General features: G+C 29.5%; 15 protein-coding genes. 1 reads left to right on the top strand and 14 read right to left on the bottom strand.

The features are described 5' to 3' along the window. Positions 1–17: 17 nt before the first annotated feature. The 9 genes from BN3004_RS03850 to BN3004_RS08235 all read right to left on the bottom strand — a co-directional run bounded on the left by BN3004_RS03850 (position 18) and on the right by BN3004_RS08235 (position 9,537). Positions 18–872: an ATP-binding protein gene (locus BN3004_RS03850; RefSeq protein ID WP_082244073.1), complete on the bottom strand. Its 855-nt coding sequence runs from the start codon at positions 870–872 to the stop codon at positions 18–20. Between the two features lie 132 nt (positions 873–1,004). Further along, a complete protein-coding gene (locus BN3004_RS03845; RefSeq protein WP_058260673.1) occupies positions 1,005–1,727 on the bottom strand; it encodes a hypothetical protein in 723 nt (240 codons plus the stop codon). A gap of 456 nt (positions 1,728–2,183) precedes the next feature. Further along, the gene (locus BN3004_RS03840; RefSeq protein ID WP_058259936.1) at positions 2,184–3,257 is read right to left on the bottom strand and encodes a PDDEXK nuclease domain-containing protein; all 1,074 of its coding nucleotides are present in this window, start codon (positions 3,255–3,257) and stop codon (positions 2,184–2,186) included. 153 nt (positions 3,258–3,410) lie between these two features. Continuing rightward, the gene (mobQ, locus tag BN3004_RS03835) at positions 3,411–5,111 is read right to left on the bottom strand and encodes a MobQ family relaxase (RefSeq protein ID WP_058259935.1); all 1,701 of its coding nucleotides are present in this window, start codon (positions 5,109–5,111) and stop codon (positions 3,411–3,413) included. Between the two features lie 416 nt (positions 5,112–5,527). Next, positions 5,528–5,911, bottom strand: coding sequence for a hypothetical protein (locus BN3004_RS03830; RefSeq protein WP_432416303.1), 384 nt, complete (start codon positions 5,909–5,911; stop codon positions 5,528–5,530). 149 nt (positions 5,912–6,060) lie between these two features. Continuing rightward, on the bottom strand, positions 6,061–6,681 hold the full coding sequence (locus BN3004_RS03825; RefSeq protein ID WP_058259933.1) for an ATP-binding cassette domain-containing protein: 621 nt from the start codon (positions 6,679–6,681) through the stop codon (positions 6,061–6,063). Between the two features lie 19 nt (positions 6,682–6,700). Beyond that, positions 6,701–8,581, bottom strand: a complete 1,881-nt coding sequence (locus tag BN3004_RS03820; protein WP_058259932.1) for a hypothetical protein — start codon at positions 8,579–8,581, stop codon at positions 6,701–6,703. A gap of 69 nt (positions 8,582–8,650) precedes the next feature. Beyond that, positions 8,651–9,079: a hypothetical protein gene (locus BN3004_RS03815; RefSeq protein ID WP_058259931.1), complete on the bottom strand. Its 429-nt coding sequence runs from the start codon at positions 9,077–9,079 to the stop codon at positions 8,651–8,653. A 158-nt stretch (positions 9,080–9,237) separates the two neighbouring features. After that, a complete protein-coding gene (locus BN3004_RS08235) occupies positions 9,238–9,537 on the bottom strand; it encodes a helix-turn-helix transcriptional regulator (protein WP_242854187.1) in 300 nt (99 codons plus the stop codon). A gap of 335 nt (positions 9,538–9,872) precedes the next feature. Here BN3004_RS08235 and BN3004_RS03810 point away from each other — a divergent pair, with 335 nt between their 5' ends. Continuing rightward, the gene (locus BN3004_RS03810) at positions 9,873–10,682 is read left to right on the top strand and encodes a helix-turn-helix domain-containing protein (RefSeq protein WP_058259930.1); all 810 of its coding nucleotides are present in this window, start codon (positions 9,873–9,875) and stop codon (positions 10,680–10,682) included. Between the two features lie 76 nt (positions 10,683–10,758). Here BN3004_RS03810 and BN3004_RS03805 read toward each other — a convergent pair whose 3' ends face one another. The 5 genes from BN3004_RS03805 to BN3004_RS03785 form a co-directional block, all read right to left on the bottom strand. Next, positions 10,759–11,076: a VirB6/TrbL-like conjugal transfer protein, CD1112 family gene (locus BN3004_RS03805; RefSeq protein WP_148344901.1), complete on the bottom strand. Its 318-nt coding sequence runs from the start codon at positions 11,074–11,076 to the stop codon at positions 10,759–10,761. A gap of 1 nt (position 11,077) precedes the next feature. Continuing rightward, the gene (locus tag BN3004_RS03800) at positions 11,078–11,293 is read right to left on the bottom strand and encodes a Maff2 family mobile element protein (protein WP_002838961.1); all 216 of its coding nucleotides are present in this window, start codon (positions 11,291–11,293) and stop codon (positions 11,078–11,080) included. Beyond that, complete coding sequence (locus BN3004_RS03795) at positions 11,294–11,617, bottom strand: single-stranded DNA-binding protein (RefSeq protein ID WP_058259929.1); 324 nt, start codon at positions 11,615–11,617, stop codon at positions 11,294–11,296. Between the two features lie 189 nt (positions 11,618–11,806). Then, entirely contained in the window at positions 11,807–12,670 is an 864-nt protein-coding gene (locus BN3004_RS03790; RefSeq protein ID WP_058259928.1) for an Abi family protein, read from the bottom strand. Between the two features lie 151 nt (positions 12,671–12,821). After that, positions 12,822–14,567: a VirD4-like conjugal transfer protein, CD1115 family gene (locus BN3004_RS03785; RefSeq protein WP_432416307.1), complete on the bottom strand. Its 1,746-nt coding sequence runs from the start codon at positions 14,565–14,567 to the stop codon at positions 12,822–12,824. Positions 14,568–14,682: the final 115 nt, after the last annotated feature.

The raw sequence follows: 14,682 nt of genomic DNA, 5'->3' as shown, positions 1-14,682 counted from the left end.
TACTTTTTCAATCGCCTTTACTCGTCTATTAAGTTTTGTGCTTTCTTCAGCTTTTCTTTACTTTGTATTTTTCTCCTATCAAGTCCTATTACCCTAAGAGGTAAGCACATTTCTATTATCCTTGAATAAATCCTGCCAAGCATTATATCTTCCTGTTCTTTCTCTATGTCTTTGAAATTTAGGTTTGTAGTTATAATGGTCAGTCTTGCCTTTAGGTATCTTGCATTTATCACATTGTAGATTTGCTCTAAGGCGTATTCTGTATTCCTTTCTATTCCAAAATCATCAAGGATTAGTAGAGTAGGATTTGTTATTTGCTCTATATATTCATTTCTATCAAGGTTAAAGCCACCTTTTTGTAAATCATTTAGTATCTGTGCAAAGTTTATCATTTTAACAGTATAGGAATACTCTGTGATTATGGCATTTGCTATTGAACAAGCAAGATAGGTCTTACCACTTCCTACATTTCCATATAAGAGTAAACCTACATTGTCCTTTCTCATTTCTTCAAAATGCTTTACATAGTTTTTAGTTTTTTTGATGATTTCTTTGTCGGTATCTTCATCAGCATTTTCAAAGGTATAGGCTATTTGATTTTTGGATATAAAGCAGTTTTTTCTAAGTCTATCCTGTTCAATCTGCTTTTCTCTTAATTTTTCTTGCTCTGCTCTATCTCTATCACATTTACAAGCATTTCTAATTATCATTAGCTTTTTATCTAACATTGGAATAGGCTTTCCGTCTATTCTTTCATTACAAGTCTTACAATAGATATGTCCGTCTTTTTCATAGTGAGTTTCTTTGTTGTAGGTAAAATCTGTACCTTGTATTTTTGTAGTTATCATATTTTGAGTATCTTTGTTATTCATAGCTTTCATCCTCCTTGTTCTTATTTAAGTGGTGGAATGCGTTTTAAGGCTTATTTTTTATATTGGGTATACTCTGATACCTCTTTCAGCTTTAATACTCTAAAAACACCTTTCCACCTTGTTATATGATATTTATAGGCTGTCGCTGTCCTCATAGTTGGTTGAATAGGTTTTAGAACTTTTATTTTGAATATTTTTCTGTGTTAGTTTCTCTTTGTCCTGTTCATACCAATTAAGGATTGTTACATAGTGGTCTTTGTAGTCTTTTCCTGAACCTTTGATATATCTTGATAATTTTTCAATCATCGTATCGGTATGTCCTTTTAGCCTATCCTTTAGCTTTTGGTATTCCTCATCAGTTAATCGAATATTTTTATATTCTCCGTAAAGAGAAAAGGGGCTAGCCTGTTCTATGCTCCCCTTATCTATACTAACCTTATCTAATCTACCCTTACCTATACTATGCGGACAAACGGTTGACACTTGGTTTTCATTTGGTATACCAAGATTTTCAAGCCTTATATATGCTCCGTTTTCTGTTTGTGTTAAACTTTGTTTTTCCGTAATATACATAGTTTCTTTTCGTCTGTCATTTCTGATGTAGTTATTTATCTTCCAATGAGTAATGACTATAATTCCTCTCTCAAAGACAATTACAAATCCCTTTGTAATTAGGATTTTTAAGTCATCTTCATTTGCTCCTATAATTTTTATTATCTTCTTAGGATTATCCACAAATCCGTCATCATCTGCCCTCATTGATAGATGAAAATATAGGCACTGACTACTTAGTGGCATATCCAAAAATAAGTCACTATCCACTATCTTTAGTGAAAACATTCTTTTATCTGCCATTTTTTCTCCTCTCTTTTCTTCTAAAAAAGGGTGTAACAAATCGTTACCCCCTCTTAGTTTTTAAGGAAGTCGTGATTTACGACACCCTTTATAGTTAGCACGCCCCAAAACAGGGCATCCTTATAAAACTGCCATCATGAAACATGACACAGGCTATATGCGTCCCTAAAACGAGGACTCATCTTTCTATCTGCGTTCTCAAAATGGGTACGCAGCCTTATGCTCTGAAACAGTGCGTCAGCTTATTTATCTGACCGAACGATTTGTTCCATCAGCTTTTGTTTTTTATGTTGTCCTATTTTAGGATTTCATCTTTCCTTATTCCTGTAATAATCTTTTGTTTTTACTTATATTTTCGTCCTTCCTTCAAATAAAAAAGACGATAGATTTTACTTCTACCGCCCTTTGTAAGTGTATATGGCTATTTATTTAATAACTATTTGCCATTTTCATTTTTTATTTTTCTGAATCTAATTCTTTTATAGACTCTTCTATTTCTTCAATAGATGGTAAGCTGCTTTTATATTCCTGCTCAAGTAGTTTGCTAATTTCATACTTACTTATTCCTATTGGCTGTGAGATATTTTCAAGCGAATATTCAGCGACTACATTATCTTTATCTCTGCAAATTAGTATTCCTATGGTTTGATTATCACTATTTGATTTCATATTCTTATTTACAGCTGTTACATAAAAATTGAGTTGTCCTACAAATTCCGGCTTAAATTTCTCTGTCTTTAATTCTACTACAACATAGGAGTGTAGTTTAACATGATAGAAAAGTAAATCTATATAAAAATCACTTTCTCCAACCTTGATATGAACTTGCCTACCCATGTAAGAAAATCCTGTACCAAGTTCCAAAAGAAAAGAAGTTATTTGATTTACTAATGCCTCTTCCAACTCTCTTTCATCATATTTATCCCTTATTGTTAGAAAATCAAAGTTGTATGGATCTTTTATTGTTTGCTTAGCTAATTCAGATTGGACAGCCGGTAATCTATTGTCAAAATTAGTAACTGCATTCCCAACCCTTTTATATAAATCTCCATCAATCTGATGTTCCAAAACCGTCCTGCTCCACCCATTTTCAATAGTCTTATCTATATAAAACAAAGCCTCTTTGACATCTTTACACTTATACATAATCCTTTGATTATGTCCCCAAGGAATACTTTTTATCCTTCTTTCAATATCCGATAATTGGGTTACAGCTCGTAACCCAATTAGGTAATCATTATAAAAGTTATACCAATATCTTATGTGTTTTAAGTTTACGGCTGAAAATCCTCTCATGTCTGGAAATTCTTTTCTTAAATCACTACTCAATAATTTTAGAAAACTATCACCCCAAGAATATTGCTTTTGTTTTTCAACAATTTCTTTCCCCAAGTTCCAATACAAATCGAGTAACTCATAATTAACTTTTACTGCTGCTTTTAATTGACTGCGTCTAACTTTTTCCTTTAAATCTAAAAGTAATTTTTTATATTCACTATCTCCTATGATAGCTAAATCTTTTTTATCCATTCTTACAACTCCAATCGCTTTTTTATCTCAATTCTCGCACCAGCGGTACGAGTTTTAATTTTTTATCATAAACAGCTTATAGCAAATAAGCTCATTTTATCATCAAAGTTTTATTTTAATTGACATAATTATACCAAAAATAAAGGCTCTTTTCTATCTTTCAGTTTCCTTATGAATATGGTCTTTATTCTTGTAATACTTCTTTGCCCATGCTTTTTGCCTATCCTCTTTTTTAATCTGCCTTTGAAATTCTTCTAATGCCATTTTTACACTTGGTTTTTCTCCTCTTGCAATAGCTTTTTTATAGGCTATTTCTATCTCAATATTTATAACTATTCCAAAGTCTTTATTTACTTCTCCTACTACATATTTGATATGGTTTATTTGAGTAATTTCCTCTTTTATAAATTTTTGGTTAAAAGTGAGATGATTTATATCTGTCTGCAACTCTCTTTTTTCTTTCTCCCATTTCTTTGTTTCTATCTTTTCACTTCCACTTAATTTTTTTAGAATAGATTTTGCTCTAATATATTTATCAATTTCTTCTTTATGGGAATTGTAATATTCTTCTTTACTTGTTCCTGCTATTTTACTGAAGATAGAATTACCAGCTCCTTTGTATCTATCATAGACAGTTTTATGTTCTCTCATTATTTTAGCCTGTTTGATTATAGTTTCTATGTTCTTAATTTGCTTATTACAGTCGGCTATGCTTTCCTTATTTTCTTTTAGCTTTGTCAATACTTCATCTTTTTTACACTGTATATCTATGATTGTCTTTAGGTTATTGCTGCTCATATAGGATAGGGCATTAACATATTTTTTAGAGTCAAAATGTTCTTTTCTCATTCTACTGTCATAACTTAGATTTTTAGAAAGTTCCTTTTGAATTTTATAGTAGGTTTCAAGATAGGAATAAACATCAAAAAGGTCTGGAGTTAGGTTATATTCTTCTTGTTTTTCTTTAGAAAATCCTTTCAACAGTCCTTTTACCATATTTATCAAACTTAAAATCCAACTGCTTATTTCTGCAATTTCTTCTTTTAATTTTTTGAACTCTTTATTTAAGGCTATGATTTTTCTGTTATGATTTCCTCTTTCTGTCTGTATACCTTTTTTCTCCATTTGATAGCTTGCTGTCCCTAAATGAACTTGTGGCAGTTCTTCTCTACCTTGTTCTTCAAAAGTGCGTGGATCAATTCTTTTATCTATATTATTTTTTTCTAAATACTCATTTGCTTTCTTTGAAAAGTTTTCTCTCCATTCTTTTGCTTTGTCAGGTTCATTCCAATCATTTAAGTTTACTTTTCTTGCTTTGTAGTTACCGCTTTTTAGCTTTATCTTTTCTCCATTTTCATCAAGGATATATTCTTTTCTGCTTTTAGGTTTCCATTTTCCTTGTTCGTCAATTTCTCTAAGGGTAAGTAGGATATGGGCGTGTGGCTGTTCTTCATTATCGCTTGCCATAGGATTATGAATATTACAATCTGCTATCATACCTTTAGAGGTAAAGTTTTCTTCAATAAATTCACTGATAAGTTTTATTCTCTCCTGTTCATTTAATTCTCTTGGAATTGTAAAGAGTAGATTTCTTGCAAGTTGAGAGTTTTTATTTTTCTCTATTTTTTCAACACTATTCCACAGGTACTCTCTGTTGGAAAATTCTTTTGGTATATGTTCTGGTAGAAATATTTTTGAAAATACAAGATCTTCTTTTTTTGAATAGTCATGGGTTTTTCCATAGTATTCATCTTTTAATTTATTCCTTGCATTATATGCTGCTTTTGCTATTACACTTGCTCCCTTTGATCTTGATACTATGTCTACACGAGTATGCAGACTTTTTATCTCCATTATTTTTCGCTCCTTTCATTTTTTATTTTTTATTCTTCAACATAAGAAAAGCAGATAGATTTTCTTTAATAATTTTTCTATCTGCTTATCTTTATCCTATATTAAATTTCAATATTTTATAATCTTTATGGTAGTAAGTATCTTTACTCCCTTTTTCAAAGGGCGCAAAGATACACCGACTACATTCGGTGATTTGCGTTCTTGTAGAAAGCTATTCGCTCCGCTAAGGAAACAAAAACGCTAAAGCATTTTTATTTGTTCAAGTGGGCTACTCCCCCTTAACCCCTGTGAACTTTGTTTTTTCTTGATTAAAAATCAATAAAAAAGCAAAGTGTTAAAAATCTCTCCACTTTGCTACATCAATTTTTACATTTAGTTTTCATAAAAGCCACCTATCTATTCTTTATTTTTTAATCTTAACTTTCTAAAAAGCCAGCTTCCAAATCTTCATCTAAGTTTTCGTCTTTTAGATTATCTAAGCTATCATTTTCATCATCAAGATTTTCAATTTCTTCTACAGGAATTTCTCTGTCTCTAAGATAAATTTCTGTAAGTTCCTTTAGTTTTTCTCTATTCCTATTATCTGATAGGATATAGTCTAAAAAGTCATAGATCAAATCATTATTTGTTTCTTCCTGCATACCTGTAATTTCTCTTTCAAAGGCTTCAAACACTCCACCTTTCCTTACTTTTCTTTTTGTTTCTGCACTTCTTTTAAGCTTCTTTTCTTTCTGTTTCAATAGCTTAATTTGATTGTCCATCTGCTCTTTTTTCTTTGTAACTTTTTCTAATTTAATCATTACATTTTCTAATTCTTTCATATTTATTTTCTCCGTTTCTATTTTTCAATCAACTCAGGTTGGAAGTTTTACTCTCCAATCCGAGTTACTAAATCTAAAATATTATAAAAGGACTAAAGTATTTTACCATAGTCCTTTTATAATATAATTTATAAGAATATAACTCTATCTGTATGTTCTATCACATAGTCATCATGTGAAACTAAAATAATCGTTTTTCCTTCTTTATTTAATTTTTTTAATATATCTAAAATTATATCCCTGTTCTGTGGATCAACCGATGCAGTTGGTTCATCCGCTAATATTATAGACTTATTTTGTAATATAAGTCTTGCTATTGCAATTCTCTGTTGCTCACCTCCAGAAAGTTTGAATATTTTCTTATTTAAATCAACATCTAAATTTAGATCCCCAAGAACTTTTTTTATCTTATTGATTTTTTCGTTCTTATTACCACTAATTCCTATTGATAAATTCTCCAAAACTGTAAAGTCATCTATTAACGCAAAATTTTGAAATAGATAACCCATATGTGTTTTTAATAATTTTTTTACCTTTTTTTTATCTTTATAATCTACTTTATCACCATCTATTATAATATCTCCACTATCACAGTTTTCTAACAAGCCTATTATATTTAAAAGAGTTGATTTACCACTACCTGAGCAACCTTTAATACCTACAAACTCTCCTTTTTTAACATTGCAATTAAAATTATTAAATAATACTTTATCTCCATATGATTTGGATACTTTTTTAAGCTCAATCATAAAATCCTCCTTGTGAAAATTATTCACCTTTCAAAACGCTTACAGCTTTTCTCGAATAATATAAATAAACGATTAGAATATATATTACAATTTCCAATCCACAAACAGTGCATAATAACGGATTCAAAATCAAACTTATTACCGTTGTAATTGCTACATTTACACTACATAATACAGAAATTACCCTAAGCGGTTTTTGTGATGATACTTTCATTATCGCAATCTCTTTTTTTCTAAACTCGCAGTAAACAATACCAACTGCAATAATTGCTAAGAAAAACGATAATGTATTTATAAAAAACAACTGAATATTATCTATCAACTTTAACTGCATATAATCTAACATTTTTTTGTGTTCAGACTCCAAGTTAATAAGTTGTACCGTTCCTTTATCTGCACCTATTTTCAGTAAATATTTTTCCATTTTAACTGTTGATTCTTTACCAAAAACAACTCTACCATTATTAAAATAAATACTTCTTTCTATAGGTTTCAATAAATAAATAGCATTATAAACTTTTTCGTTAGGTCTTAAAAAATTAAAATGTTCTTGTTTGTCTTTTATATATATAACTTTTGAATTTGATATATCATCGTATTTTTTTAGTATTTCGTTTGCTCTATTTCTCAAGTTATTAGGTAGTAATATGATTGTTTTTCTATTATCAAAAGAGTTTACATCAATAACAGAATTATCCTCTGAATATATCTTTACATATTTTAGCATATTATGAGACATTCTAATCACAGGTGGATTCGTAATCATCTCTTCTCTTTTTTTAATGTTATTAAATACCTCATGTCCATTTAAACTATAGCTTGGATTAGAATAATCATAAATATCTTCTAAGTTGCTCTTTTCCATAGCAATCAATATATTTTCCATTAGATTTCCGTCTGGTGTTTTTGATGTTTTTATATAATTGAAATTTTTACTTTCTATACTTTCATAACCCTCAGTGGTTAATTTATAGTCTAAATAGTCATTACATAAGTGAGTAGCAGAAAATATAAATATACCCGTTATAGCCACCTTAAACGCCACTACTAAAATAATAAGAATTTTATTGTTTTTATTGTTTTTTAAGGCAGGTATTATTTTTAATATTTTAATAAAGACCGCACCGATTATGCATATAACTAACATTGCCACAAATAAGCATATAAATATATACATATAAAGTCTTAAAAAATCACCAATCAGAGTACCGTCAAGCAAATTTAAATAAACAATAAAAGCCAATCCTATTATGGTATACCCTATCGTAATCTGTTGCACTGCTTTTGCTAAAATCTTCATGGAGATAACAAAAATATTATATCCATTTAATTTCAATATGGCAATTTCTTTGCTTCGCAATATATAATATATGCTTACGCAAAAAATCAAAAACATTATTACACATATAAAAAACTCTATATTTTTTTCCGCAAAAACAATCGAGAAATTCATTCTATGACTTTCAAATTCCTCTTTTTGTAAAACATATTCTTTTAAATCTTCAGAAAATAATTTAAAATTAGCTTCATTATTATTTATAGCCCAAAATCTTTGTATTTTTAGTTCCTCATTTGAATTTTCTTCGTACAGGATTTTATTAGCTCTAATTATTTTTTTTTGCAATCCATATCTAATATTGTTGACATCTGAATTATTAAAAAAATTAAAGGTTATGTCTTTTTCAAAAAAACTAGTGTTTTTATATTCAGTTGTAAATGTTGTAATTTTATATTTGTTCGATATGTCACTTAATTCTTTTGCAGTAATTGTTTTTTCTAACGTACAGTCATACAACTGTCCCTGAGTATTAGGGAAAATCAGAGAACTTGAAAAAAGTATAAATAAAAATACTAAGTATATTCCTGCAAAAACACCGGTCAATGTAAATAATTTTTTCATACTAATCACCATCAATAATAAAAATAAGGGAGTGAGAATTCTCACTCCCCATGTTATTACAATTCAATACTATTGTAACTCATCCCACAAATCAACTTCAAGTTCAACAGGAGTAGGTGCAGTACTCATTTCATTATAATCCATACTACGATTTGTTATAACAGCGTAATCCTTATAACCAGCCTTATTAGGAGTAAAAAAGTGATCATAAGATGCACTTTTGGTAACTATTACTTCACCATCTGCATCAATACCATTAGTTGTTCCTGTCACTTCATCTCTGTCTCCATTATCATCCTTTACCCAAACAGTTGCATGATATCTTCTTCCATCCGCTTTATGATCCCATACTTTGGAATATAAAACATGATTATCTATTCCACCATACCAAGAACCACTTCCACCATCAAGACTCTCACTAGCTGCATACGCCGCAATTGGAGTAATTAAAACACTCGATAATAATAAACTGCTGATAATTTTATTTTTAAGTTTCATAATAATCCTCCTAATTTTAAATACAACTTTTTTCAAATTACCAAATCAACTCAAAAACTAATCAATCTCCGTTTCTATACCTTTGAGGATTCATATAATTACTCTTACTTAAACCTCCCTTTATTTTAAGATATAACATAAATTAGCAATGAAATTTGCTAATTATTATCACAATTACAATTTAAACATTTATAACGTCCTGTGCCATCTAAATCAAATACTTGATATATACACACACCCAAAGTATTTGCAATATCATTTGCCACCTTTAATGTAGGCACTGTATTTTCTGTTTCTATCCTATTTATTGTTATTCTTGTTACTCCTGACCTTTTTCCTAATCTATGTTGAGATAAACCCAATGGTTTTCTCAACTCCTTAATCCTATTTTTCACTCTTGTTTTTAAACCTTTCTTTTTGGTTAAGACAATGATACCATAATTATTTTTATTTGTCAATAGTTTTTGTTATCTGATTCTAATTTTTGTCGGTTACACCTGATATAGTTCCTGCCCCTGAATCTCACAGCGACGTTTCGTTCTACTTGACGGGCTCTTTTCTACTACATATAAAGTCATCGCCTACTTCCCCATAGATACATATCCTTACAGACCGCTCATTCAATTGTAAAAGAACAATTTTCTTTATGTCTGTATGATATTGTATTTTTGCTATTCTTCCCGTATGTCCTAAATCTTGGAATATCCGTTTTCGCTCCCATTTTTCCACGATTGTGGACTTAGTATGATATAATATTTATTAAGAATATTTTGTATTAAGGAGGTTATCTGTCATGAAGTGTAAAATAACCTTACAGGAACGCTTAAAAGATTTAAGAGTTGCTCATAATTTGAATTTAGAGGAATTAGCTAAGCTAACAGGTATTTCAAAATCTGCTTTAGGTAACTATGAAAATGATGACTATAAAGAAATCAATCATGGTAATTTAGTTACACTTGCACAGTTTTATAATGTTTCTACCGACTATTTGCTTTGCCTTACGGAAAATAAAAATCACCCAAATACAGATTTAACTAATCTACACTTGAGTGATAATATGATTGATTTATTGCTAAGTAGTTCTATAAATAATCGTTTACTTTGTGAAATTGCTACACATGATAAGTTTAGGGAGCTTATGGCTAATACGGAAATTTTTGTTGATGGTGTTGCTACTAAGCGATTTAATGACTTAAATTCTTCTCTTGAAACTGTCAGGGCTGAAATCATTAGTCAACATCCCAATATTGATAGTGACCATACTTTAAGGACTCTATCGGCTGCTCAAGTGGGTGAAGAAGATTTCTTTTGTCATATTACTCATAAAACATGGGATACTATTCTAAAAGATATTCGTAAAAAACATGAACAGGATATTGATAGTATTCCTGAAGATGATGATACTTTATCATTGCAAAAAATTCGTCAAATCATGGTTTCTTCAGGGAACAATATAGACAAGTTCATTGAAATTTTCTGTAATTCCTTTCAACTAAAGTATAAAAGGTTATCTGAAGATGAAAAGGAATTTTTAAGGAGACTATTCAAGAAATCTCCTATCATTAAAAACTCAGGTATTAACTTTAGGAAAAGAAAAAAGTAGTTCCAATATTTCTAATTCATTTATTTGGTTGTAACAATCGTAAATAGGCTTGATAATTTGTATTTTATATTTGAGGTTATTCTATATTGGAATAACTTCTCTTATAGAATACAACATCATGCATATTATTTTTGTTCATTACCATTTGAATTAATTCAATACATAGTACAGCCGTTATGATAAGACCTGCTATGGGAAGTATAACATTTTCTGAAATAGACTTTATGAAGTGGAAAACCTCCGAGTTCCATCCACTCGGAGTCTTTCCTACCTCATTTGCTATCGTTGATACTTTATCATTTATATCAAGGAGCATTCCGCTTAAATTTTCCTTGATCATATCAATAAGTATCTCCGAAAAAAACTCTTTGATCTTATCTACTATATTAAACATTTTATTTTAACACGTTTGCTAATAGCGGTATTAGTTTTAAACCTATGAGTACAATTCCCCCTCCAGCCATAAGCTGCTTAATACCTTGAGATTTAGCACCAGGGTTGTCATTCCCATAACCTTCCATCAGGTTGATAACACCCCATGCTCCAAGCCCTGCACCAATTGCTGTAACTAATATTTTTAATACATTTACTGCTTGTGTAAAAAATTCCATTTATATTTCCTCCTCTTTTTCTTCTTTTTTAATTTTATTTATGTGCTTTACGATAAAATTTTTAAATGTCTTGTCTTCTTTTTTTGTTTCCTTAAAATATCCAAAAATATGGATGTATTCTCCACTTTTAAATTCCTTCACACTTTTTGCCTTTTCCCCGTAGAGATTACAGTAGATATATTCTTTTTTAACCTTTCCTTCTTCTTTGTTCTTTCTAACTATTGTGAAGTTAGCTACCTCTTTTTCTCCTTCCTTTGTATCTATTTCAGTTGTTTTTATTTCTCCTACTAGATTTCCATTAATATTTAGCATTTCTCTCTCCATTTGTTCTATCTCCTTTATTCCATAAAAAAAGCGATAGTTTTTTCTATCGCTTCTACTTCTTATTGATTAATATTCATTTTTCTCTGTATCTTATTTTTTCGGCTCATCTCGTATATATTTCATTCTTCCTCCTTTGGGCATAAAAAAACACCGAAATGTTTTTTTCGGTGTAGATTTCTCTATTTAATTTTATGGTTTTAGTAATTCTTTCCAGTTTTCTATAAAGCCAACATGTCTTAATTCAATATTTTCATATCTTGCTATTAGTGCTGTTAGATCATGATAAAATTTTTTGTAATTTTCTTCTTCAGAAACTATTTTAAGATTAACTAATGTAGCAAATATTGTATTGTTTGAAATATTATTTTTTAAATATTCTTTATATAGCTTTGGTGATTTTGTAAGCTTTGCTCCATATAGCCTGCCATAATGGGCACATATATTTCTTATATAGGCAAAATTTTCTATCCAAGATTCAAAGTAATGGTAGTCTGTATGAAAGACTTTTGCAATTTTACTTTTATCTTCATTTTTCATATTCTTATACATTTTAGATAAAGTTCCAAAACTTGCTACTTCTATCACTGCATAGAGTGGAATTTCTCCACCTTCATAATTGTCTTTAAAGTTTTTTATAAATGGTGAGCGTCTATTTCTTTTAACTTCCCTTGCTAATTCTTCTAGTACCCTTTCTTGTTCCTTTTGTTTCTCAAAATTATTCATATCTTTATATGAAAAGTTCCCATATCTTAAAGAAAAATAGTTTGTGATAACTGCTCTTAAAGAAACTTCAATATGCTCTATTGTTTCAAATATAAGCTGTCTAAGTTCTCTATCAAATTTATATAAACTTACAATATCTTCAAAACTTGTTCCTGATATATATCTTCCATCTTTTTTTAATGTGATACTATAAGCTTTAATCAGCCTATAATAGGATATTCTTCCAAGAATTTTCTTAGCATAAGTTTTATCTTCCACTAAAAGTCCTAAGTCTATTAAATTTTTTACTTGATTTTCTATACTAATCGGTTCTTGATAGATTTTTTTCATTTTTTCTCCTAAAATCAAATGACCCGACTTGGTCCGCATTGTTAAGAGGCGTGTCGGGTACTGTTGATATTATTATATGTTATAAAATATTTTTTGTCAAGTATTTTCTTTTAATCTTTCCTAAATATCTATCTTACTTTTAATTTTAAATTTATTCATCTAATATTTCAACTACCATACTTTCTTTTAACTTAACCTCATCTTTTCTCTGTAGGTATTTCTCTATGTCAAATATATTTCTCTTATCATAATCTTCCAATAACTTGTAATTCTTATGCTTTGTAATATCAAATTTATAAGATAAGAAAGGTCTTACTCCTCTTAGTTGGTATATACACTTACCACCATCCATTACAGTTATTTCATCTTGACTCATAAGTTCCTTACCAGTTTTTTGATAATTTAGTCCAAAACTCTTTTGATTCGATCTTGTTTCTGATGTGTTATATAGGTCTATGGTTTCTTTGCCTAGGCTTTCAGATAATTCTTTTAATGTTGTTCTTTCTTTGCCTCCTAAAAATAACGTCGAATCACAATTGCCAACTATGGTATCTGCATTATCTTTATAGATACTTTTTAGTTGTGATTGTGCTTGTAATATTATACAAGCTGATATTTCTCTACTTCTAATAGTTGCTATCAGCTTTTCAAATTTAGGAATTAAGCCGATATTTGCAAATTCATCAAGTAGGCATCTCACATGAATAGGAAGTCTTCCGCCATATTCATCATCTGCTTTATCACATAATAGATTAAATAATTGTGAGTACATTATTGATACTACAAAGTTAAATGTATCATCTGTATCCGATATTATTACGAATAAAGCTGTTTTCTTTTCTCCAAGTGTATCAAGCTCCAGTTCATCTTCTTTCATTAAGTCCCTAAGTTCCTGAATATCAAATGGAGCAAGCCTTGCTCCACAGGATATAAGGATTGATTTGGCAGTTTTTCCTGCTGCAAGTTTGTATTTCTTATATTGTTTTACTGCGAAATGGTTTGGCTTTTCTTTTTCTAATGCTTCAAACATATAGTCTACTGCATTTTTAAAATTTTCATCTTCTTCTCTTACCTCACTTGCATCTATCATAGCAAGTAGAGTTGTAAAGTTCTGTTCTTCTTTAGGAGCTTCATAAAAAATATATCCAATTAAGGCTGTATAGTAGAGTTTTTCAGCTTTTACCCAGAAATCCTCAGTTGATTTTTCTCCTTCTCCCTTAGTATTTGCAATTATTGTTTGTACTAATTTCAAAATATCTTTTTCACTTTTCAAGTATGCAAAGGGATTATATCTCATGGATTTTTTAAAGTTTATTGTATTTAGTATTTTTATCTCATATCCATTTCTTTCCAACATTTTTCCGCATTCCAAGACTAATGTTCCTTTTGGATCGGTCACTACATATGAAGAGTGCATTTGCATGAGATTCGGCTTTACAAAGAACCTTGTTTTACCACTTCCAGAACCTCCAATTACCAATACATTTTTATTCCTAGCATATTTTGGATTTTTAGGTCTATTGTTCATGGTAAGTCTTTCAGTTTGAGTTAATAGCACATTGTTTTCAAACTTCTTGTCAATGTATGGCTCAATATCTTTTTCATTTCCCCATCTTGCCGATCCATATTCTCTGCCCTCTCTAAACTTTTTTGCTTTTTTCTTTTTCTGTATAAGGATTAACTTAATAACTACTGATAGAATTAGACCGGGTATCAGATTTTTTATTTTTAATGATGGAATATAGTTTAAAGTATCTATTTGACTAAAAGCTACTATAATTCTATCTATTATATCTCCTCCTACATAAGAGTTGACATGGCTTGCAAAGATATTTCCTATATAAAAAAATAAGAGGTAAGGAAGATTTTCTAATACAAATTTCTTCTTATCTCTTATCTTAAAAACATTTTTTATATCTTTTATTATTTCATTTAGTATTTTCGAATTAATCACTTCCTCTCCATAAAAAAGAGTAGATTTCTCTACCCATTAGTATTTTATTTATCTTTTT

This window comes from Fenollaria timonensis, from assembly GCF_001457835.1.
GTDB classification, from domain to species: Bacteria; Bacillota; Clostridia; order Tissierellales; family Peptoniphilaceae; genus Fenollaria; species Fenollaria timonensis.
This window is presented reverse-complemented; position numbering and strand designations above follow the sequence as displayed.